At 55.5% G+C, this 22,755-nt stretch carries 19 protein-coding genes and 2 tRNA genes; 3 read left to right on the top strand and 18 right to left on the bottom strand.

Features of this window, described 5'->3' with window-relative positions; all coding sequences use genetic code 11:
- The 3 genes from DW133_RS09575 to DW133_RS09565 all read left to right on the top strand — a co-directional run.
- Positions 1-420: carboxymuconolactone decarboxylase family protein (locus tag DW133_RS09575; protein ID WP_147408926.1), on the top strand; the 420-nt coding region annotated here is incomplete at its 5' end.
- Positions 421-531: 111 nt separating this feature from the next.
- Positions 532-1,200 (top strand): flavodoxin family protein, encoded by a 669-nt coding sequence (locus DW133_RS09570; RefSeq protein ID WP_118276436.1) that lies wholly within the window; start codon positions 532-534, stop codon positions 1,198-1,200.
- Positions 1,201-1,272: 72 nt separating this feature from the next.
- A complete protein-coding gene (locus tag DW133_RS09565; protein WP_118276432.1) occupies positions 1,273-1,956 on the top strand; it encodes a DUF4405 domain-containing protein in 684 nt (227 codons plus the stop codon).
- A 55-nt stretch (positions 1,957-2,011) separates the two neighbouring features.
- Here DW133_RS09565 and DW133_RS09560 read toward each other — a convergent pair.
- From DW133_RS09560 to era, 18 genes are all read right to left on the bottom strand, one after another.
- Positions 2,012-2,088, bottom strand: a tRNA-Pro gene (locus tag DW133_RS09560).
- Between the two features lie 114 nt (positions 2,089-2,202).
- Positions 2,203-3,120: a MerR family transcriptional regulator gene (locus tag DW133_RS09555; RefSeq protein ID WP_118276431.1), complete on the bottom strand. Its 918-nt coding sequence runs from the start codon at positions 3,118-3,120 to the stop codon at positions 2,203-2,205.
- A 142-nt stretch (positions 3,121-3,262) separates the two neighbouring features.
- Positions 3,263-3,577, bottom strand: a complete 315-nt coding sequence (locus DW133_RS09550; RefSeq protein ID WP_118276435.1) for an integration host factor subunit alpha — start codon at positions 3,575-3,577, stop codon at positions 3,263-3,265.
- 126 nt (positions 3,578-3,703) lie between these two features.
- The gene (gene pheT, locus DW133_RS09545) at positions 3,704-6,109 is read right to left on the bottom strand and encodes a phenylalanine--tRNA ligase subunit beta (protein WP_118276430.1); all 2,406 of its coding nucleotides are present in this window, start codon (positions 6,107-6,109) and stop codon (positions 3,704-3,706) included.
- 19 nt (positions 6,110-6,128) lie between these two features.
- Complete coding sequence (pheS, locus tag DW133_RS09540) at positions 6,129-7,145, bottom strand: phenylalanine--tRNA ligase subunit alpha (RefSeq protein ID WP_118276429.1); 1,017 nt, start codon at positions 7,143-7,145, stop codon at positions 6,129-6,131.
- Between the two features lie 246 nt (positions 7,146-7,391).
- Positions 7,392-7,748, bottom strand: a complete 357-nt coding sequence (gene rplT, locus DW133_RS09535) for a 50S ribosomal protein L20 (protein ID WP_118276428.1) — start codon at positions 7,746-7,748, stop codon at positions 7,392-7,394.
- An 18-nt stretch (positions 7,749-7,766) separates the two neighbouring features.
- Positions 7,767-7,964 carry a 50S ribosomal protein L35 gene (gene rpmI / locus DW133_RS09530; RefSeq protein ID WP_118276427.1) on the bottom strand — a complete coding sequence of 66 codons (198 nt, stop codon included), beginning with the start codon at positions 7,962-7,964 and terminating at the stop codon, positions 7,767-7,769.
- A gap of 147 nt (positions 7,965-8,111) precedes the next feature.
- On the bottom strand, positions 8,112-8,633 hold the full coding sequence (gene infC / locus DW133_RS09525; RefSeq protein ID WP_118276426.1) for a translation initiation factor IF-3: 522 nt from the start codon (positions 8,631-8,633) through the stop codon (positions 8,112-8,114).
- A 68-nt stretch (positions 8,634-8,701) separates the two neighbouring features.
- Positions 8,702-10,621 carry a threonine--tRNA ligase gene (gene thrS, locus DW133_RS09520; RefSeq protein ID WP_118276425.1) on the bottom strand — a complete coding sequence of 640 codons (1,920 nt, stop codon included), beginning with the start codon at positions 10,619-10,621 and terminating at the stop codon, positions 8,702-8,704.
- Positions 10,622-10,816: 195 nt separating this feature from the next.
- Positions 10,817-10,893, bottom strand: a tRNA-Val gene (locus DW133_RS09515).
- Between the two features lie 240 nt (positions 10,894-11,133).
- On the bottom strand, positions 11,134-13,284 hold the full coding sequence (locus tag DW133_RS09510) for a bifunctional (p)ppGpp synthetase/guanosine-3',5'-bis(diphosphate) 3'-pyrophosphohydrolase (RefSeq protein ID WP_118276434.1): 2,151 nt from the start codon (positions 13,282-13,284) through the stop codon (positions 11,134-11,136).
- A 255-nt stretch (positions 13,285-13,539) separates the two neighbouring features.
- Positions 13,540-15,642 carry an autotransporter outer membrane beta-barrel domain-containing protein gene (locus DW133_RS09505; protein ID WP_147408925.1) on the bottom strand — a complete coding sequence of 701 codons (2,103 nt, stop codon included), beginning with the start codon at positions 15,640-15,642 and terminating at the stop codon, positions 13,540-13,542.
- 541 nt (positions 15,643-16,183) lie between these two features.
- Positions 16,184-17,593: a sodium:proton antiporter gene (locus DW133_RS09500; protein ID WP_118276433.1), complete on the bottom strand. Its 1,410-nt coding sequence runs from the start codon at positions 17,591-17,593 to the stop codon at positions 16,184-16,186.
- Positions 17,594-17,852: 259 nt separating this feature from the next.
- Positions 17,853-19,058: a nicotinate phosphoribosyltransferase gene (gene pncB / locus DW133_RS09495; RefSeq protein ID WP_118276423.1), complete on the bottom strand. Its 1,206-nt coding sequence runs from the start codon at positions 19,056-19,058 to the stop codon at positions 17,853-17,855.
- Between the two features lie 28 nt (positions 19,059-19,086).
- The gene (gene nagZ / locus DW133_RS09490) at positions 19,087-20,091 is read right to left on the bottom strand and encodes a beta-N-acetylhexosaminidase (protein WP_118276422.1); all 1,005 of its coding nucleotides are present in this window, start codon (positions 20,089-20,091) and stop codon (positions 19,087-19,089) included.
- A gap of 15 nt (positions 20,092-20,106) precedes the next feature.
- Complete coding sequence (locus DW133_RS09485; protein ID WP_118276421.1) at positions 20,107-20,874, bottom strand: pyridoxine 5'-phosphate synthase; 768 nt, start codon at positions 20,872-20,874, stop codon at positions 20,107-20,109.
- 83 nt (positions 20,875-20,957) lie between these two features.
- A complete protein-coding gene (gene recO / locus DW133_RS09480; RefSeq protein ID WP_118276420.1) occupies positions 20,958-21,701 on the bottom strand; it encodes a DNA repair protein RecO in 744 nt (247 codons plus the stop codon).
- A 10-nt stretch (positions 21,702-21,711) separates the two neighbouring features.
- Entirely contained in the window at positions 21,712-22,665 is a 954-nt protein-coding gene (gene era, locus DW133_RS09475; protein WP_369907959.1) for a GTPase Era, read from the bottom strand.
- Positions 22,666-22,755: the final 90 nt, after the last annotated feature.

The raw sequence follows: 22,755 nt of genomic DNA, 5'->3' as shown, positions 1-22,755 counted from the left end.
CCTCGAATTTTGCAAAACCTTCTGGCTTTGCAATTCAATTTGGACAGTAGTGAATACGGAGCCAAAGTCCGCGCCAAACTGGGCGGTCGCACCGAAATTCCACCTCCGTCCGGTTATCAGCTCTTTGCTCCCGGAATCGACACGTTCCTCAAAGAACATCTCTTTTGCGACATCTTCATTCGCGACAACCTCGACGCTCAGAGCCGCGAACTGGCGACCATCGGCGCGTTGGGCGGCATGACCGGCACTGCTGGCCAGATGAACTTCCACTTCAACGCCGCAATGAACACCGGCACCACACCGGAACAGATGCGCGATTTCGTCAAGGTCATCGAAACGGAGGTCGGAGCCGACTACGCCAAGACGGCTCAGAGCGTTCTTGATCGCATCCTCGCAAAACGCAGCGTCCAGGCGAAGTAACGGGACAGCTCGCCTCATGCAGGCCAGGCTTCAAGCGCCCTCATTGTGCAGGATTGTCTTACCGAGCCGAAAGCTTTCACTGCGGCCTTCGGCTCACCAATGGAGAAAAAAATGTCAACACAGAACGTCTCCGACTTAGTACATCCGATTCGCTTCGTCGAACGCAGGAAACTGCTTCAGAGCGCCGCTGCGGTTGCCGCCGCCGGTGTCTTGCCTGTGGCTGCCGCCTCTGCGCCAAAGAAAATCACGGTCGTCACCGGCAGTACGCATCGTCGAGGCGCTTCCTTTTTGCTGACCGACGAGTTCATTCGCGGCGCCAAGGAAGTCGGGGCCGAAATCTATCGATTCGATGCCGCCTTCAAGCGCGTCACAGCCTGCAGCGGGTGCGACCATTGCGGTCTGGGCTCGTCGCCGTGCGTCTATCGTGATGACATGTTCGAGCTCAATCCTCATCTCATCGACTGCGACCTTGTTGTCCTGAGTACACCGTTGTACTACTTCGGATTTTCCGCGCAGCTCAAGCTTGTGATCGACCGTTTCTACGCGATCAACAGTCAGCTTCACAGTCCTCGCCAGACCGTCTTGCTGGCCGCGGCTTGGAACAACAACGACTGGACGTATACCGCTCTGGAGTCCCACTACGAAACCTTGGTTCGATACATGGGCTGGACCGATATGGGGCGCGTCGTTGCCACGGACAGCGGCACCCGAGGCATGTGCGAATCGACCGAATTCCCGCAAATGGCCTACGAACTTGGGAAAAAAGTCGGCACTCGATAAAACCGAGCAATTGCCATAAGGATTGTTTCCTACTTCGAATCCGCCGATCCTCTGCTCAATTGGACTCGGCGCATGCGCCTTGATGCGGTTTTGCTGTTGCTCTTTTTCGTAGTCATGTACGACCGCCTCACTCAAAACCCGCTGCATGAGATGCTGGGCACGGCAAGTCTTCTCATCGTCTGCACGCATTTGCTTGTCAATCGCACCTGGTTGCAGCAGCACTTCGGGACATGGTTCGGCATGGAAGTCAAGCGCCCACGACGTCCAAAAGCAAAAAGTCGTGTCGGCACAATTTCCAACATCGTGTTGTTTGCGACCTTTGCCGCCTCCTTCATCTCCGGTGTGATGTGCTCGCAGACTCTGTTTGCTTCCGTAACACCGCAGGTTTGGCGCATGGATCTTTCCTATCGAACGATCCATGTGTCACTTTCCATGTGGTTCTTCCTGGCTGCAGCCGTTCACGTCGGGCTGCACGCACGGCTTGTCCTGGATAAGTGGGAAACGTCTCTGAAAACTCGAGTTCCCGGGTGGGTAGTCATTTTCGGCAAGTACGGAATTTTGGCGATATTGATCGTGTTGTCCGTTCAGATTTGGGTTCGGCGCGATTTTGCCTTTCTTCTGATGTGCGAAATGTCCTACATCACGGTCGAGCGAAACGAGCTCTTTTTCGCAATGCCGGTGGATCTGGCGATCTTCTTCTGTGTCGTTGCCGTCGCTGTGCATGCGCTCGCCAAAATAATTTTCGGCCGGAACTGAAAAATAAAAAAAGGAGACGAACCGAATTGGCACATCTCCTTTTCCTGGAATTTCGTGGTCGGGGCGGCGGGATTCGAACTCGCGACCCCTTGCACCCCATGCAAGTGCGCTACCAGGCTGCGCTACGCCCCGAACGAGTTGCGCATTATGCGGCATTCGAAAAAAATTTTCAAGTCATCCACCGCATAAGCCGCAAATTTTTCTTTAAGTGTGAGTCGAGAGACGATCTCCTTTCGAATCTGTCTCTTACTTCGTCTTCGTCAAAACAGCCGACAAGTCCTTGAGTTGATTGACGAAATTGGAAACCTTGCCACGCAACAAGGCGTTTTCGGCTTCCAATCGGTCAAAGGCTGCCGCACGTGCGCTTTCGTTAGTGGCCGAATACTGCAATGCAGTGGCCAGTTCGCTCTGCTTCGACGCCAATTCACCACGAGCCGCCGTCAGTTCTTCATTGAGCTGGGCCAACTGAGCGCGAGCGGCAACGAGCGCTTGGTTGACCTGAGCCAGTTCATCCGTCTTGGCCTGCAGAGCCTGACTCGTCTCCAGAACCTTAGCGACTTCGGCCGACAGCAGCTCTTGAGCGCTTGCCGTCTTCTGACGTTCTTCTGCAAGCTGAGACTGAAGCGACTGAACTTCACCGCGAAGATTCGCAAGCTCGGCAGCCGCTGCGCGATGAATTTCGTCCATCGGCATGGCATCGGATTCGGCTGCAGTGTGAGCGGTCTCTTCGCTCTTTACGGTTTCAGGAGCAGATTCCTGCACGGGCTCGACGACTTCAGGTGACGGTGCAACTACCTCGGAGGCTACTCCGACCTGAGGTTCGGGCGTTACTTCCTGAACGGGCGCAGCCTGTTGCGGTTCAGCCTTCGCTTCTACTGTTTCGGCTTCCTTTGCCTTGCCGGAGTAATCAACCGGGAAAGCCATCTCCTGTTTCAGACGCCCCTTAGCCTGCTCAATGGTCAAGTGTTCGACGTACAGCAGCGTCTTGATGCGGTTAATGAGCGAAATATCCGAAGCGTTGTACATGTGCTTCGGTTTGGAGTCGTCTGCGGTTAACTCCGGAAAATGTAGCTCCCAATAACGCAGAATGTAGGGAGCAAGGCCACACTGTGCAGAGACTTCCTGCAGCGAATAAAAACGACCGGACTGATTGTTGTCGCTCATTTGAACTTTCTTTCTTCTAGACGAGAAAAAAACCGACGAACATGAAAAATGTGCGTCGGTTTTCTGAAATTTTTGATCCGAAACCGCACGCGGCAAATTAGCCCGTAAAGTTTAGCGGATCAGAGCGCTCTTGTTGGCCCGATCAGGCTCCTTCCTGCGGCACAGGCCCGGAATATCCGGCCACAGCATCACGCATGAACGGTGCCGGCAGGAACGTCACCACGCGCCGAGCGCTGATCTCGTAAGGCGCGCCCGTACGAGGGTTGCGACCGGGACGAGCCTGCTTGTCGCGGGTGCTGAACGTCCCGAAGTTCGCGAGCTTGATTTCGCGACCTTCGGAAAGCGCCTGTTGCATCTCGTCGAAAATCGAATCAACCACCTCGTTGGCTTCGGCGCGGGACAAACCAACATGTTCCTTGAGCATTTCAATGAAATGCATCTTCGTAACTGTCGGCATCGTCCCTTCCGTGTTCGGGAACATGGCATCAAGCGAGCTGCTGATTGAGCTTTGATTATCCATCTTTCTTGTTTTTTCAAATTAAATCAAAAGGGTGTCGCATTCTACAGGAAAATTTTCTTCCTGTTATTTGCGAAGCGTCGCACCCAGTTCAGCAAACGCCCGTTCTACTGCCTCAAAAGCCGCTTCGGCTTCTTTTTCGCCAATGGCCTCGGCTCCCTGAGTCGAAAGCGTCAGGCGGAATGCCATGCTCTTTTCGGCGGAAGCTTCGGGACGATAGACGTCAAAGAGATCAAGCGACTCAATGATCATCGCTTCGGGTTTCGTGCGACGGATGCGAGAAACTGCGTCCTGCAACTGTGCGCAGGTCACGTCATTGGGCACCGTCACGCTGATGTCGCGGTGAACCGGCTGGAACTTGCTAACAGCACGGGCGCTCGGCACGTCGAGTTCGCACAACGGCGCCACTTCGAGCTCGAACACCACCGGGGGCTTGGACAGTTCGTAGGTACGGCACACCTTCGGATGAAGTTCACCGACAAAGCCAACGGCCTTGCCATTGACGATCACTCGAGCGCAGCGACCGGGGTGCATTGCGGGATGCGTAGCAGCTTCAAAAGTTGCCTTCAGGGGAGCGATCAGGTTTTCAACATCGCCCTTGACATCAAAGAAGTCCACCGAACGCTTGGCTTCGGCCCAGCAGTCTTCGTGAGCATCGCCGTAAACGAGGCCGGCCACATGCATAGGCTGGCGCACTCCCTTCACAGACGTTTCGCTGTCGCCGATTGACTCGTCCGGGAAGAACACGCGACCCAATTCGAAGACGCGAACGTTTTCAGCCTTGCGGTTGAGGTTAAAGCGCAAAACATCGACGAGGCCGCCCAAAAGCTGCGTGCGCATCACAGAAAGCTGGCTCGCGATCGGGTTGAGCAGACGAATCGGCTGTTCGTTGCCGGCAAAGTCCTTTTCCCACTGTTCCTGAACGAAGCTGAAGTTTACGAGCTCCTGGTAGCCGAGGCCGGCAAGAGAGACGCGAAGCGCGTGATTGGAGCGCGTGCCTTCAGCGGGGCAGCGCATGGCGCAGCGGGCAAGCGGCGGCAAATCGGGCAATTTTTCGTAGCCGTACAGACGAGCGACTTCTTCTACGAGATCCTCTTCGATTTCGATGTCAAAGCGATAAGCGGGGCTCTTCACCACAAAGTCCGAACCTTCGCGCGTGAATTCGAAACCAAGACGCGTAAAAGCTTCGGCCATAAATTCGTCGGAAATATCCACGCCGACAATCTTGCGGCAGCGATCCGGGCGCATGCGAACAACGCGAACGGCCGGCAGATTGACGCACTGATCGTCAATGGGGCCAACGCGGGTTTCCGGCGTGCCGCAGATTTCAAGCACGAGCTTGGTAACGTAGTTCATGTGATCCACGTTCGAAGCCCAGTCCACGCCGCGTTCGAAGCGATAGGCGGCGTCCGTCGAGAAGTTGAGCTTACGGCAGCGACCCTGGATAGCCACCTGCTGCCAGAAGGCCGCTTCAATGAAGACGTTGACCGTATCGTCGGTGATTGAGGTCGGTTCGCCGCCCATGATGCCGGCGACAGCCTGGGGACCGGCTTCATCGCACACGACGCCGAAATATTCATTGAGTTCGGGAGTCTGACCGTTGAGCAGTTCAAGCTTTTCGCCCTTCTTGGCCCAGCGAACTGTCACGTCTCCCGTGAGCTTGTCGAGATCAAAGAAGTGCGTGGGACGGCCGAGCTCAAGCATCACGTAATTGGAGATGTCGACCAGAGCGGAAATGCTGCGCTGACCGGAACGTTCCAGACGATCCTTCATCCACTGCGGCGTCGGAGCCTTGGCGTTGAGCCCCTTGATCACTCGGCCGGTAAAGCGGCCGCACAGATCCGGAGCCTCGATATGCACGGGTTTGACGCATTCGCACGTCGGCGCCACGGCATCGAACTTGGGCATGTTGAGCGGGGCACCGGTAATGGCGTGCACGTCGCGCGCAACACCGACGATCGACAAAGCATCGCCGCGGTTGGGCGTGAGCTTGATTTCAAAGCGCTTGTCGTCAAGCTTGGCGTATTCTCGGATATTCATGCCGACGGGGGCGTCTGCAGGCAGAATCCACAAGCCCTGGTGGTCTTCGTTGATGCCGAGTTCACGAGCCGAGCACAGCATGCCGAAACTTTCGACGCCGCGCATCTTGGCCTTCTTGATCTTGAAGTTGCCGGGCAACACGGCGCCGATCGTGGCGCAGGGCACCTTGACACCGGTTTTAACGTTAGGAGCGCCGCAAACAATCTGCAGAAGCTCGGGAGCGCCCACATTCACCTTGCAAACATGCAGGTGATCGGAATTTTCATGATCAACGCAGTCGACAACTTCGGCAACCACCACGCCTTCAAAAGCGGGCGCAATCGTCGAGCAATCTTCAACTTCAAGACCGGCCATAGTCATGGCTTCGGCCAGTTCGTCGCTCGTCAAGTCGGGATTGACGACACTGCGCAGCCATTCTTCGGAAAACAACATTTTTCTAACTCCTCACCGATTATTTGAATTGGCGCAAGAAGCGCAGATCGCCTTCAAAGAACAAACGCAGATCGTCGATGCCATAGCGCAACATCGTCAGGCGTTCAAGACCGGAGCCGAAAGCAAAACCGATGTACTTCTCAGGATCCAGACCGTAATTGCGGATCACATTCGGGTGCACTTCACCTGCACCGGAAATTTCAAGCCACTTGCCTTTGCGCGGACCGCTCGTAAAAGCCATATCTACTTCGACGCTGGGTTCGGTGAACGGGAAGTAGCTCGGACGGAAGCGAACCTTGAGGTCTTCCGTTTCAAAGAAGCGACGCAGAAAGTCCGTATAGACACCCTTGAGATCGGCAAAGGAAATGTTTTCTGCAACCCACAGCCCCTCGACCTGATGGAACATCGGCGAATGCGTAGCGTCGCTGTCGACACGGTACGTGCGGCCCGGCGCGATTACTTTGATCGGAGGCGTATGGGTACGGGCGTAGCGCACCTGCATCGGTGAGGTATGCGGACGCAGCGGCAGCTGCATGCCCTTTTCGTCACAACGATCCACGTAGAAGGTGTCCTGCATGGAACGGGCAGGATGGTTGGGAGGGTTGTTGAGCGCGGTAAAACTGTACCAATCGCTTTCGATTTCAGGACCGTCGGCAACATCAAAGCCGATGGAAGCAAAAATCTCTTCAATGCGCATCCAGGTGCGGATCACGGGATGGATGCCGCCGCGTGCAATGCGACGGCCCGGAAGCGTGACGTCAACCGCTTCGGCAGCGAGCTTGGCCTGCATGGCGGCGTCGGCGAGTTCTTCGCGACGGGCGTTCAAAAGCGCCTCGACCTGAGCCTTTGCCTTATTGATAGCCGGACCGCGTTCTCGCTTCTGTTCCGGCGTGAGGCCGGCCAGACCACGCATCAGCGCAGTGATGGCTCCGTTCTTGCCGATGTACTTTGCTTTGGCGTCTTCGAGCGCGGCATTCTGTTGAGCGGCCGCAAAATCGGTGCGTGCCGATTCCACGATTTGCACTAAATCATCCATTTCTACACACCCGGTGGATTTCAATCAATTGTCTTTTCGATACGGTCCTGCGTAAATCTGCTCGACTGCACACAAGCCCGTTTCAACCGTCACATGTTCGTAGGAACACGATACGCAATTTTGGCGGATTTTCGGAAAAAAAAAGAGGCCCGGTCACTTTTCAGCACCGAACCCCTTTTTTTGGATCGAACCGCCGCCTTCAGCAATACTGTCAGCGAACGGTTCTACACATGCTCCCTGCTCGGATTAAGCCAGAGCAGCCTTGGCCTGAGCAACGAGGCTGGCGAAACCGGCCTTGTCAAACACAGCCATATCAGCCAGAACCTTGCGGTCGAGCATCACGCCAGCCTTCTTGAGACCGTTCATGAAGCGGCTGTAGGTCATACCGTTGGAACGGGTTGCAGCGTTGATACGAGCAATCCACAGACGGCGGAACACGTGCTTCTTGTCGCGGCGGTCGCGATAAGCGTACTGACCAGCGCGCATAACAGCCTGCTTAGCAACGCGGAAAACGTTGTTGCGACGCAGACGGAAGCCCTTAGCGAGGGCAAGAATCTTCTTGTGACGGGCACGAGCCGTCACGCCACGTTTTACTCGGGGCATCTCTATCCTCTCCTCTTATTAAGCGTAAGGCATCATGCGGTGAATCGACTTGCTGTCAGACTCGTGGATGGTGACCATACCGCGGAGGTGACGCTTGTTCTTCGTCGAACGATGGGTCAGGATATGACGCTTGGTGGCGTGGGCACGCTTGATGGAACCGCCAGCGCGGACCTTGAAGCGCTTGCTCGCAGCCTTCTTAGTTTTCATCTTCGGCATTTGCCGTATTTCCTTATGATTTGTCGGAACTCCAGGCGCGGGAAACTTCGTTCCCGACTTCTTTTGCCCGCCCCGACTTTTAAAAAGCCTGAAGTGCAATTTTCTTGCACTTCAGGGCGTTAAGAGCGTGTGATTATACACGCATTTTTATTTTTTGCGCTTGGGAGCAAGCACCATAATCATTTGGCGCCCTTCAAGCTTAGGCTGCAGTTCGATCTGGGCCTCTTCAGCGAGCTCGTCGCGGATGCGATGCATGATCTGAGCCCCCAAGTCCTGGTGGGCCATTTCACGGCCGCGATAACGCAGCGTGACCTTGGCCTTGTCGCCATCGGCCAAGAAGCGACGCAGAGCGCGCAGCTTGGTCTGGTAATCATTTTCGTCAGTGGCGGGGCGGAACTTAACTTCCTTAACCTGAATCACCTTCTGACGAGCCTTCATTTCCTGAGCTTTCTTCTGCTCCTGATAGCGGAACTTGCCGTAATCCATCAGGCGGCAAACCGGCGGCTGGGCGTTCGGCGCGACCTCAACGAGATCCACGTCGTAGTCTTCAGCCATCCGAAGCGCTTCGGCAGTCGAAACAATACCGATCTGAGCGCCGTCAACGCCCGTCAGTCGAACCTCAGGTACCCGAATCTCACGATTGATTCGGTGATTGCGATCTTGTGCTATGGCACGTCTCCCAAAATAGTTTTTTTACCAACGCGCCTTCGCTAAGGCGCGTTCTGATCAATTGTCGATCAATCGTCCGTGTTCTTGCGTGACTGATCTTCGCTCACCACACGGGCAATAAATTCCTCAATAGGCATGACGCCGAGGTTCTTGCCTCCGCGCGCACGCACGCTGACCGTGCCGGACTGCGCTTCCTTGTCGCCGACAACGGCGATGTAGGGCAGTTTCTGCAAAGTCAGTTCGCGGATTTTATAGTTGATCTTTTGACTGCGCAAATCTTCAATGACACGAATTCCGGCTTCGCGCATCTTTCGTGCAACATCGGCCGCAAATTCGGACTGTGCATCGGTAATGGAGGCCACGGCGACCTGCACCGGCGAGAGCCACACAGGCATTGCGCCGGCGTAGTGTTCGATCAACATGCCGATCCAGCGTTCGAGCGAACCGAGAATGGCGCGGTGCAGCATCACCGGCACTTTGCGCGAGTTGTCTTCGGCAACGTATTCGGCTCCGAGGCGGCCCGGCATTTGGAAGTCCACCTGGATCGTACCGCACTGCCACGTACGGCCAAGACAATCCTTGAGGTGGTACTCGATCTTCGGGCCGTAGAAGGCGCCTTCGCCCGGCAGGATTTCATAAGGCAGACCGCAGACGTCGAGCGACTCGATCAGAGCGGCTTCGGCCTTGTCCCAAACGGCATCTTCGCCGATACGCATTTCCGGACGGGTCGCCACCTTATAGAGAATGTCCTCAAAGCCGAAGGTGTGATAGACGTCGCGCACGATGCGAGTGAAGTCCATGCATTCCTTCAGGATCTGATCTTCCGTGCAGAAAATGTGACCGTCGTCTTGGGTAAAGCCGCGCACGCGCATCAGACCGTGCAAAGCGCCCGAAGGTTCATTGCGATGGCACTGACCGAATTCGCCGTAGCGAAGCGGCAAATCGCGGTAGCTGCGCAAACCAGCGTTAAAGAGCTGGATGTGCCCCGGGCAGTTCATCGGCTTCAACGCGTAGTAGCGGTTTTCCGATTCGGTCGTGAACATGTTGCTGCGATACTTGGCCCAGTGACCTGAACGTTCCCAGAGTGAACGATCGAGCAGCTGCGGCGCCTTCACTTCCTGGTAGCCATTTTCGCGATAGATGCGGCGCATGAACTGTTCGACGACCTGCCACAGCGTCCAGCCCTTGGCATGCCAGAAGATGAGGCCCGGAGCTTCTTCCTGCAGATGGAAGAGATCGAGCTCCTTGCCCAAGCGGCGATGGTCGCGCTTTTCAGCTTCGGCAAGCATCGTGAGATAGGCTTCCTGATCCTCCTTCTTCGCCCAGGCCGTTCCGTAGATGCGTTGCAGCATTTCGTTCTTGCTGTCGCCGCGCCAGTATGCACCGGCAACCTTCATGAGCTTGAAGACCTTGAGCTTGCCCGTGCTTGGCACGTGAGGACCGCGGCACAAGTCCGTGAAGTCACCCTGGCGATAGAGCGAAATGATTTCGCCCGCGGGAATTTCGCTGATGATTTCAGCCTTGTAGTGTTCGCCGATGCTCTTAAAGTAATCAATGGCTTCGTCGCGCGGCAGCGTGTAGCGCTCAAGCGGGATGTCCTTCTTCACGAGTTCCTTCATGCGCGCTTCGATCTTTTCGAGATCTTCGGGCGTAAAAGCGCGTTCGAACTTGAAGTCGTAGTAGAAGCCGTTTTCGATGGCCGGTCCGATCGTCACCTCGGCCGTCGGATACAGCTCTTTAACGGCCTGAGCCATCAGGTGCGAAGTCGAGTGGCGGATCAACTCGAGAGCTTCGGGGTCCTTTGCCGTAATGATGGCAACGTTGGCATCCGTTTCAACGACGTGAGACAGATCGACGAGCTTATCGTCAACCTTGCCGGCGAGAGCCGCTTTGGCAAGGCCGGCACCGATGGATGCTGCAATGTCGCCCACAGAGAGCGGCCCTTCGTATTGACGAACAGAACCGTCGGGCAAAGTGATGGAAAGCATTTCTATTCCCTTTCGTTTTTAGCGTTGCGCAAATGGCTTCACGCGCGGCCGAAATAAAAAAAAGAGTGCTGACTCTGTGAGCCGCACTCTTTTCCTATTCAACACCCTCGCGCGCCCGCAGACTTACTGTTTGCAGGTCTTCGTCGTTCGTACGATCTTAGACGCGCACATTTGCTAGGTGTCTCCAAAAAATTCTGGTAGGCACAATTGGACTCGAACCAACGACCCCCACCATGTCAAGGTGATGCTCTAACCAACTGAGCTATGTGCCTGAGAGATGCGAACTATACCCGTGCTTTTTCAGGAATGCAAGTCTTTTTTCGAATTTTTCTCAACTTTTTTGCGTGTTTACGCATAAGTTATTGATTTTACTGTAAAACAATTTTTCAGACAAATTTTCTGAAAATGCGAAAAATCGGCATCCTCAACAGTTGACGCTCGTTTCTCTTTTTCGCTGACCTCGTAGTGAAAAAAAAAGCCGCCAAGACGAATCCCGACGGCTCTCGGAAACATCAGGCGCGGCGTACGCTCATCACGCCTTTGAGTTCACGCAATTGCGAGAGCGAACGGCGAAGATCTTCCGACGAGCGAATCTCGATCGAGATGCGCATATGCGCGTCTCCCTTCACATTGACCGTGTTCAGACCCGTGATGTTCTGCTTTTCCCGCATAAACACTTCGCTCACATCTTTGAGCAACCCTTGACGGTCTCGCGCCACGATGTAGATATCGACCGGGTAGACCGCTTCGGCCTGGTTGCCCCAGCCCACTTCAATCATGCGTTCCTGATCGTTGGCTACAAGGTTCTTGACGTTGGGGCAGTCAATGCGATGAATCGTAACGCCTCGACCGCGCGTAATAAAGCCGATGATTTCATCGGGCGGAGCCGGATGGCAGCACTTTGCAAGCTGTGTCATCAAACTGTCGATGCCGACAACAAGCACATTGGACTTGTGGCTCTTTTGCGCTTGAGAGCTTCTCACGAGCACTTCGGGTTGAGGCTCGGGTTCTTCAATTTGTGGCTGCACGGCCTGTTCAAGCGCCTTGAGGCTGAACTCTTCCTTGGCAAACGCCACGCACAAATCGTCAACCGAGTCGTAGCCCAGGCGCTTAGCGAGTTCTTCGAGCTTGACGGCCGTCTTACCCAAACGAGCAAGTTCCTTGTCGAGTCGTTCGCGACCAGCCTGCGTCTGTTCCGCAAGCTTTTGCGCGTTGAACCACTGACGCACCTTGGTGCGGGTGCGCGCGCTCACGGCAAAGCCAAGCTCGGGATTGAGCCAATCGCGCGAAGGTCCGCCCGTCTTTGCCGCCACGATTTCAACGGTTTGACCGGTCTTAATCTGCGTATTGAGCGGCACCATCTGGCCGTCAATGCGCGCACCGCGGCAACGATGACCAAGCTCGGTATGCACTTGATAGGCAAAGTCGATCGGCGTCGCCCCCTTTTGGAGTTCCACCACTCGCCCCTGAGGCGTGAGCGCATAAACGTGATCGTCCTCAAGGCCGGGTTCGGCGGGGGGCGCCACATCGCTCTTCCAATCGAGCAGCTGACGCAACCAGGCCACACGCTGCTCTTCGGCTTCAGCGCCCTTGTCCTTGTTGGAATTGCCGGTTTCCTTGTAACGCCAGTGCGCGGCCACGCCAAGTTCTGCAAATTCGTGCATCGCACGAGTGCGGATCTGAATTTCCACGGGACGTCCGTTGGGATCGGTCACCACGGTATGAAGCGACTGATACCCGTTGGGCTTGGGATTGGCGATGTAGTCGTCGTACTCCTTGGAAAGCACGGTGAAGTTTTCGTGCACCAACGACAGCACTTCGTAGCAGTGCTCCACCGTATCAACAATGATGCGCACCGCACGAATGTCAAAGAGCTGATCGAAGCGCAGATGCTTGCGGACCATCTTTTTGTAGATGGAATAGATGTGCTTCGGGCGACCGCTTACTTCGGCTTCGATACCGTTGGCCTTCAGCAGCATCTGGATGCGCTCGACGCAACCGCGCATAAAGGCTAGGCGCTGCTCGCGTGTTTCATCGAGCTCTTTGGAAATCTCATTGTAGGTTTCAGGCTCCGTGAAGCGCAAAGAGAGATCCTCGAGCTCCCACTTCATCTGCCAGATACCCAAACGATTGGCCAGAGGCGAATACAAGGCCAGCGTTTCACGACCGTATTCGTCTGCCCCCGGTGCACGCGACTGCGCAAACCAGCGCAGCGTCTGCAGACGGCTTGCCAGACGCAAAACCACCACGCGCAAATCGTGGCACATGGCCAAAAGCATGCGACGAAGTGCTTCAGATTGATAGACAGCACCGCTCTCGCGGTTGTCGGAACGAGCGCGCTGACTGACGTGCATCAGCTGCTCGAGATCTCGCACAAGCTGCAAAACGTTCTTGCCGAACGTCTTTTCGATCCAACGATCCGCATCGTGGATGCAGTCCGTGACGGAAAAGAGGTAGGCCGCAACGATCAATTCGTCGTCGTTACGGACGCCTTTCAGAATTTCAGCCATGCCATCGGCATGGGCCAGTCGGGGTTCTCCGGTGTAAAGCTTTTGATCCAGATAAAGCGGTTCGACCAAGCTGCGGGCCAACTTCCAGTCCACCGGAGCCGCTTCCCCGTCTGCCTCGGGGGTCTTGACCTCGATGTCTTCTTTGTGCTGCATGTTTCTCTCTTCTTTTCGTTTTGCATGCTCACGGCCTGCGGTGGCATGCAACTGTCTTTCCGAACTAAGTGCGGACAAAAAATAATATCCGCCAAGGCGTTACATTCTACCGCCCCATTAATTCCGTCAAGGATGCTGCAATCAATCGAAACAGGCAAACACAGGCTGACGCACTTTGGCAAATGCAAGCATGTGCCGACCGCGCAGGCAGAACTCGCTCATGCACTTCCGCCTGCGCAAGCCTTCCGTCAGCCTTTAGAAAAGCTGCCGGTACTGAAGCGAAAGCGAGCCGGACTGCTCCCAATCCGAAGCACGTTCATAACTGCCTGCCAACAGCAGAGTCCAGGCGTAAGGCTCCGTTTTGCCTTCATGGTTTCGGCTCCAGAAGTACGATTTGGAGTCCGAATATCCGCTGCTCGCAAGCTCGATCCCCGCCTGCAGTCGCAAGGCAAAGCGCTGCGCACTGTCGTAGGAGGCCGCCGACGAAGCGCTTCCGTCAAACAAACGGCTTTCGATTCCCCAATCGGTATGACCGACAGAAGTACGCATGGAAACACCGAACTGCGGTTTCACGCTCACAAGGTCGGCAACGTCAAACCGCCAACCCGCATCGGCTCCCACTTCCAGGGTCCCCCAGACACGGTTGTCCGCAGTGGTCTTGAATCCTTCACCGGCCACTGCGCCGTCTCTGTCGCTGTCAAAAATCGAACCGTCGTGCATCTTGGCCGTCGTCACGGACAGCTGGGCAAACGGTTCAAACAACATCTTTTCAGTAAGCGATCTTGCCGTAACGCGCGCCACCGCTGTCAAATAGTCGATGTCCACATCCGTGTCCAGACGATGGCCGACGGAACGCTGTTCGGCGTCGCCCGCAGCACGGGAGTACGCCAGCCCCAAACGCAAAGTGAAGTCATCGAAATGTCTTGCTGCCGCCAAAGACACCGTTGCCACGGACATGTCACCCGACGTGCGTTCGATCACGCCTTTGCTGTCGGTGTCGATCCCGGCAAAGGACACGGCCACCGTCGTAATCCAATTGCCGAACATGGCAAAGTCGTAACCCAATGCTCCGGCCGTCACATCCGCTTCGAACCCAAAGTCGCCGCTTCCGCCGGAAAAGATTTCACCGGCCTTAATGCGACCGGACTGGCCGTGTGCCCACCAATGGCCCTTGCCTTCAAAAAGCGACAGATCGTGCGTCATTACCGTTGTGACCGCATCGTGAACCGCGCGTTCGGCCGCCGTGGCAATGCCCGACGTCACCGGCAAAAAGATTGCACCGTCAACCACGTTGGAGTATGCGTCACGCCCCACGTTTTCTTCCGGCAGCGTATCGAAAATAAAGCTGTAGCCCGGGCGCTGCATCAGAATGCCTTCCTCTTTATCCCGGTCGGCCAGACCTTCCACGTGCCCCACCAGAGCTGAGCCCTGCAGGCCTGCGAAATCCTTGCACCACAGACGCGTGGCGATGTTGTCTTTGATCTGGATGCGAGCGCCGCCGAAAGCGTGAACGTTGCTCGGATCAAAGTCGCCGATGTCAAATGCCTGTCCTCTCCAGTTGTAAAGAATCAGCTCTGCATCATTCTCGGCAGTGATGCGGCTCTGATCCATTCCGGTGAGAACGCCCAGGCTCACGGGATCGCTCGCGAAGCTTTTGGTCTCTTCACTTGTGAAATCCACGATCCAACGGCCGTCGTTACCGATGTGGATGCCTTCTTCGGCAGCCTTGTCCTGACTTACATCTTCACCGATCACCACGGAAATTCCATCAACAATTCCGTGATTGGAACTCGTGATCAACGTCGCTCGCGAAAGCGAACCGGTAATGACTTTGCTTGAGTTGAGTACATGGCCAACGGTCCTTTGCAGCTCTTCGATGTTCTCACCGTCCGCAAGACTCGAACCAAGAATTAGCGTTCCTTCCCCTGTTACATTGACAGTCCTCTGATCGCTGGCCGTCTCCGGCGCCTGAGGTGATCTGTCGACCGCCTCAAGGTACCGAACAATCAGCACGCGGTTGATGGGGTTCAAACTCGAATCATCGGATTTGTCTCCGGCGACCGTCACGCTTGCTCCGGCACCCAACTGCAGCGTACCGATACGAAGAAACGTTTCACCGCCCTCTTGGCCGCTCGTTTCACCGATGACCAAATGTCCGGCTTGTGCATCAAACGTTCTCAAATCACCGATGCCGACGTAGTGAAACGCGTTGTCTGTTTCGCTGACGATGCTCCCTTCCTTCATGTCCAAACCACCGACAATGTCATAGGTGGACGGCTGCCCATAGCTCAAAAAAACGGTGCCGATACCCTGGATCGCCGTGTCAGCCTTTATGTCTGCATCTTGAAACAAATTCAAAGATGCGCCCTCGCCAAGCAAAATCCCAACGGAATAGGCCGACTGCCCTAAATCAATAGACACTTTGAGTCCGGTGCAGTTATCGCGTCGGCACAAATTGGCAGCAAGACCGAAATCGTCTTTATTCTCAGCGGTAATACCGACCTCTCCGTCTTCAATGCTCACTATTTTGAGCGTGTCGCCCTGGATATATTTCTCCCCCCAGTGAATCCCTTCGTAATTCGCCCCAACCAATGAGGTCGAGTTTGGCTGAGGCGCGAAAAACTGGATTTGGCTTCCGAGCGCAGCCGGAGAAATTGCTCCTGCGGCAAGAAGAATCGCTGTCAATACATTGAGGTTCGAGCGGTTCATGAACACTGTCCCTTTTGATTGGTTATAGGTTTTCAAAAGGTCGGCATTCTATTGTCTATAGCGAAATTTATGCTGTATACCTCAAAAGTGGTACTGATGCACAAAGAAAAAAAAGCGGCCGCCCTCCCAGGAAGCCGCTTTTTCCGTTTTGTCGCTGCCCGCCCGACGCTTCGAACAGGCCTATTTCCGATTACAGGAAAATGATGTCGACAATGAAGAACGTCGGGAACAAAATGCCGACCGACCAGAGCATGTAGCCAAAGAAGGAAGGCATCTTGACGCCGCGTTCGCGCACGATGCTCACGCTCATCAGATTGGGAGCATTGCCGATGTAAGTCACTGCGCCCATGAACACAGCGCCCATGGAAACGGCCATCAGCGTGTGTGCGTGCGTGGTCATCATCTCAATGGGATCACCGCCCGCGAGGTTGAAGAAGGCCAGATAGGTCGGCGCATTGTCAAGGAAGGCCGACAGCGAGCCGGTGAGCCAGAAGAACATCACGTTGTTGAATTCGCCGTTTTCGTCCGTCACGAGAGAGACGAGCGGAGCGAATGCACCTTCGTGACCGGCACGCAACATTTCGAGCACCGGCACGATGCACAAGAAGATGCCGAAAAAGAGCTTGGCAACTTCCTTGATCGGTTCCCAGGAGAACTGGTTGGCTTCGCGGGCACTCTTGGAGGTGGTCAGCACGGACAAGATGGCAACGACAATGAAGATCGCATCGCGCAGCAGGCCCTGTCCGGTCAAGTGCACACCCAGAACATTGATTTCAATGTCGGACTTCCAGATGCCGCTCATCAGCACGGCACCGATGATAATGGCCAGATAGATCAGATTGATGCCACCGTCGATACCAAAGGGCTTCTGTTCGACCGCATTGGGATTAAACGAGCCTTCGGCCACTTCCTTCTTGAAGAGGTAGGTGTCAATGGCAAGATAAATCGTGAGCAGAATCGCGAGCGTCACCAAAAGCGGCAGGATCAAATGCTGCGCCGTCCAGAAGAACGTCACTCCGCGCAGGAAGCCCAGGAACAAAGGCGGATCGCCCAGGGGCGTCAAACAGCCGCCGATATTGGCCACGATGAAGATGAAGAACACGAAGGTGTGCATCTTGTAGCGACGGCCTTCGTTGGCGGCCAACAGCGGACGAATCAGCAACATGGCAGCACCGGTCGTACCCATAAGGTTGGCGACAAAGGCGCCCACAAAGAGGATGCCGGCATTGACGATCGGACGACCGACGAAGCTGCTGCGGATGTGAATGCCGCCGGCCACGATAAAGAGAGCGCCGACGAACAGAATAAAGGGCACGTAGTCGCCGATCATGGCGTGCGCAACCGAGCCGACGGCCACCTCTGTCGGGAAGGCCATGAAAATCGGGATCACGCAGCTCAACCCCCAAGCAACGGCGATCTTGCCGTAGTGGTGGTGCCACAGGTTGGGAGCGATGAGCGGCACAAGGGCAATGGACAAAAGAATGCCCGCAAACGGAATTGCCCAAGTAATGGCGAGTTCCGCACCGTTGAGACTTGCTGCCGAAGCTAGAGACGGCAGAAGCACTACTGCGGTTGCCAAAAGTGTTTTAAGTGCATGCATTGTCTTTGTTTCTCCGTGCACTGATCATTTTGAAGGCGTGTCTGAAAATGTAAAACACACATTCAAACACAAGTCTTGTTGATTTTAGCCAAAAGTGCGGAATCTGTTTACAAAAATTGCCATCGAATCTCAGAGTCAGAACATTATCCACGCACCTTGCTAACCGGTGTCTGCACGTCTCAAAAACGTCAAATGGCCGACCGCAGGAAGCAATCGACCGATTCATCGTCGCAAATGGCGCCGTAACGCAAACGAAACATCAGGGTTTGGAAGAACCGACGGGGGCGCCAGGATCCAGCCCAAACACCTGCCGCAGGTATGCAAGATAGGTTTCGTCCTCGCACATACCCTTGCCGGGCGTGTCGGAAATCTTGGCTACCGGCTGACCATTGGCTCGCACCATCTTCACGACGATATTAAGCGGCGTCGGGCCCAGATCGTTCATCAGATTCGTGCCGATGCCAAAGCCGACGCGGATGCGGTGATTGAAGCGCCGGTAAAGCGCAATCACCTTGGGCACTGTGAGCGCATCCGAAAAGATCAGCGTCTTGCTTCTCGGGTCGCATTTGTTGGCCGCATAGTGAAGAATCATGCGCTCGCCCCAGCTCTCCGGATCGCCCGAATCATGCCGTGCACCGTCAAAGAGCTTGCAAAAGAACATGTCGAAGTCACGCAGGAATGGCTCCGTACCGTACACGTCGGAAAGAGCAATCCCCAAGTCGCCGCGATATTCTTTCGCCCACATTTCAAAGCCAAAGGTCTGGCTGTCGCGCAAACGCGGACCGAGCGCCTGGCAGGCCTGCAGATATTCGTGCGCCATCGTTCCAATGGGAATGATGCCGAACTCCTTGGCATACATGACATTGCTCGTGCCCGCGAAGAACGTCGGACCGAGTTCTTCGCAAAGCACCTTGATGACTTTGCGCTGCCAATCCCGGGAGAAGCGGCGGCGCGTGCCGAAGTCGCTGATCTTGAGATTGCCGTTGTCGGGTTCGTTCTTGATCCAGCGGATTTTTTGGTGCAGTCTCGCCATGCCCTCTTCCTCATCGGGTTCGGGAACGGTATGACGGAAGTAGACCTCGTTGACGATCGCAAGAATCGGAATCTCAAAAAGAATCGTGTGCAGCCACGGTCCTTCGATCACGATGTCGATGCCGCAGGGCATTTCGGAACTGGGCGTGACGGTGACGTACTTCGACTTGAGATGAAAGAGACTGAGGAAATCCACAAAGTCGCTCTTGATGAAGCGAAGACTGCCGAGATAATCGAGCTCGTCCTCCTTCATCGTCAGCGCGCACAGGTGCTCGATTTCCTCTCGAATCTCATCGACATAAGGACTCAAATCCACACCTTCGGTACGGCAACGAAAGCGATACTTCACGTTGGCATCCGGAAACTGATGCAGCACGCACTGCATCATCGTGAACTTATAGAGGTCGGTATCGAGAAGCGAATCAATAATCACTGTAATTTGTCCTGACTTCGGTTCTCGTTCACAGCGTCATCAACGAGCGAGAAATCTTGTAAACATTGGAAGCTAAAAGCTCTTCTTGATTCGGTGGGAAGGGCTTGGGGTCGACAGCAGCCGCGCGCTCACGCCAACCGGCGTCCGGCTCGAAAGCCAGCTCCTGCAGCATCTGATCGACTTCCTCCGGCGCATTGCAGCAAATAACGGCATCGCACCCGGCTTCAAGCGCCTTCTGGGCTCTTTCTGTGAGTGTACCGCCCCCTGCGCCCTTCATCGACAAATCGTCCGAAAAAACAAAGCCCGGAAAGTGCAGTGTATCGCGCAGCAATCCCTTGAGAATGCGTTTAGAGAAGGTTGCGGGAACTTCGTCGTAAGCCGGATACACCACGTGCGCCGTCATGACGGAAGCTAGCCCGATGCCCATCCAGGTATAGGGTTTCACATCGGCGTGTTCGATACGCGAAACCTCTCGGTCGTCAATCGGCAGCGCCACGTGGCTGTCGGCAGCCGCGTAGCCGTGACCCGGGAAATGCTTGCCGCAATTGGCCATGCCCGCCATGAGCATGCCATGGCTGAGCGCTCGAGCCAGACGCGTCACAACACGGGGATCGAGCGCAAACGAACGCTCCCCGATGATTTCGCTCTGCCCCCAATCGAGGTCGAGCACAGGGGCAAAGGTAAAGTCAACGCCTGCCGTGCGAAGTTCGGAAGCCATCACGAAACCGGCAGCCGTCAGCGATCGGGCAGCCGCTTCCGGATCGTCCTTGTAGGCTCGGCCGTAGGCGCTCATCGCCGGAATTTCGGTAAAGCCCTCGCGGAAACGTTGTACGCGGCCGCCCTCGTGATCCACCCCGATCAGAATACCGGGCTTGACGTCATGGATGGCGCGGCAGAGTTTTTCGAGCTGCACTCGATTTTCATAGTTGCGGGTAAACAGAATAACCATGCCCACGAGCGGATGGGCGATGCGCTTTACCTCCGCTTCCGACAGAGTCGTTCCGGCAATATCACAAACAACGGGACCGAGCATGTTTTGTTTCCTTTCTTACTTTTGGTTCATGAGCGCAATTTGCTCGCTCGCGCGCAGGCAAACGGCGTTGTAGCGGCCAACCGTTTCGGTCATGCCGTACTCAAGCGCCTCGCTGATCAGCGCGTGGCCGATTGAGACCTCGGCGATGCATTCACAGGCAACAAGCAAATCCTGCAGATTCGTTAGACTGAGATCGTGGCCTGCGTTCACTCCGAGACCGACCTCACGGGCCGCGCGAGCCGCCTGCGCATATTTCTCGAGCATCGGGCCGACGGCGGCTGTGCCGCAGGCCGCGGCATAAGCTTCGGTGTAAAGCTCAATGCGATCAGCGCCAAGGTCCTTGGCAAGTACGATCTGTTCGGGATCCGGATCCATGAAAAGGCTCACGCGGCAACCTAGAGCCTTGGCTTCGACAATCAGAGGACGCAGCTTTTCGCCTTGTTCCATCAGATTAAAGCCGTGATCGCTCGTCTTTTGCGACTCACTGTCGGGCACAAACGTCACCTGATCAGGACGAACTTCGCGGACGTGCTCCATCAAGTTCATGAAGGGATTGCCTTCGATGTTGAATTCGCGACCGGGCCAGTTCTTGAGAAGCTTGGAGAGAGCCGGAACATCATCGCGGCGGATATGGCGTTCATCGGGGCGCGGATGAACCGTCAGACCGGCGGCCCCGGCCTTAAGCGCCACGGCGCCGAAGAGCGTAACGGACGGCGTATTGCCGTCGCGGGAATTGCGGATGAGTGCAATCTTGTTGAGATTGACAGAAAGTTTGGTCAACATAAAAGGGGCTGCCGACAAAAAAACGGCGTTATCGGTTCTTTACTTTCACTCAGCAACCGAGTCGCCCGTCTTTACCTAATGTGTCAGATTTGCGACCAGATTTCCAGAGTCTTTCGAGTCTTCAGACCCGTGTCGCCAACATAGTAGCCGATTATGAGGCGAAGAACGTCGCGCACCTCACGCAGATCGGCACTCGAGGTGATTTCGGCTTTGGCAATGGCCAAGGCCGTACCCAGACTCACCGCTTTTTCGCCTTCACAAAGCTCATTGATGCAAACCAGTTCCCCCTGGCGAACCGTCCAGATGCCGCCCTTTTCAATCTCTTCGACCTTGGAAACCTGACTCCAGCCGAGCGAATTGAGGAGCTTGATTTCAAATGTGCGCAGGGCCACAGAAAGTTCTTTGCCGTCTTTGAGCGAAACCTCGCTCAACACCTTCAGATAGTCGTTGTAGAGTCGAAGCGAGGCGTCGCTTCGCATCGTCAGGCGTAGCACCAGTTCATTAACGTAGAAAGCCGACACGAGTCCCTCGGGGTCAATGGGCGTCATCGGCCCCATCCAGCGGGCATCGGTGAGGTTTTTGATGTCTCCTGCGCCGGAAAAGCTCACCACAAGCGGGACAAAGGGCATGATGATGCCGCGGAAACGACTCGAAACACGTTTGGCGCCCCGCACCACAACCGTGACACGGCCATGCCGTTGAGTGAGCAATTCGGCAATGACACTTGTCTCCCGCCATGGTTGGGTAGAAAGCACAAACGCCGCTTCGGAACGCACGCGCACCACGGGTGTACGTTCCGGAGAACGGGATACAGTCGCTGCGGCCATATGAGAAGAATCAGTCGCCGTAGCCGAGGGACTTCAAAATGCGGGCGTCGTCGCTCCAACCACGGCGCACGCGGACCCAGACTTCCAAATGCACGCGCTTGCCTAGCAGTTCGGCGATGTCGGCTCGGGCCAGTCGGCTGATTTCGCGCAGTTTGGCTCCCTTTTCACCGATCACGATCGGTTTGTGGCTTTCGCGGTTCACCCACAACGAAGCAATGATTTCGGCGCCGTCGTCGGTTTCGTTCCAGCGCTCGATCATCACGGCAAGTCCGTAAGGCAGTTCGTCACCCAGAAGACGGAATGCCTTTTCGCGAATCGTTTCGGCCGCTATGAAGCGAGGCGACTTGTCGGTATAAAGATCCGCATCAAAAAAAGGCGGAGAAACCGGCAACAGCTTCTTGATCTCGCCCTTGAGGTCGTCGAGCATCTTGCCTTTTTCTGCGCTCACGGGAACGATGGCGGCAAAGGGAAACTTCTGCATGGATTCGGCCATGAGCGGCAGCAGACGTTCCTTATCCTTCACAAGGTCAATCTTATTGAGCACCAGGATCACGTTCTTGGCTTCCCGGTCAAGAAGCTTCAAAACGAGCTCATCGTCACTTTTCCAACCGGCAGCATCAATCACGAAAAGCACGGCCTCGACATCGGCCAAGGCGGTGCGAACTGTACGGTTCATGTGCTTGAGAAGCTGCGAGGTGTGCTTGGACTGGAACCCCGGCGTATCCACAAAGACGATCTGAGCATCGTCGTCCGTTGCCACACCGAGCACACGGTCGCGCGTCGTCTGAGGCTTTTTCGAGGTAATCGAGACCTTTTCGCCCACAATCGCATTGATGAGCGTCGACTTGCCGACGTTGGGACGACCGACGACAGCGGTGTATCCGCAGCGATAGTCCTCCGGAATCTCTTTTTTATTGCCCATGCCGGCAGCAGCCAGCATCGCTTCAAAATCGTTGTCGCTCATCGAAATTCGGCGCGGGAACCACTGCATTCATGCAGGGGAGGAAGCGCCGCCTCCTTTCTAAATTCTGTTAAGTAGGTAGTTCGAGGTTCC

Origin of the sequence: Sutterella sp. AM11-39 (assembly GCF_003472385.1) — a bacterium.
GTDB classification, from domain to species: domain Bacteria; phylum Pseudomonadota; class Gammaproteobacteria; order Burkholderiales; family Burkholderiaceae_F; genus Duodenibacillus; species Duodenibacillus intestinigallinarum.
Note: the sequence above shows the minus strand (reverse complement) of the source record. Positions and strands in the feature narration are given on the sequence as shown.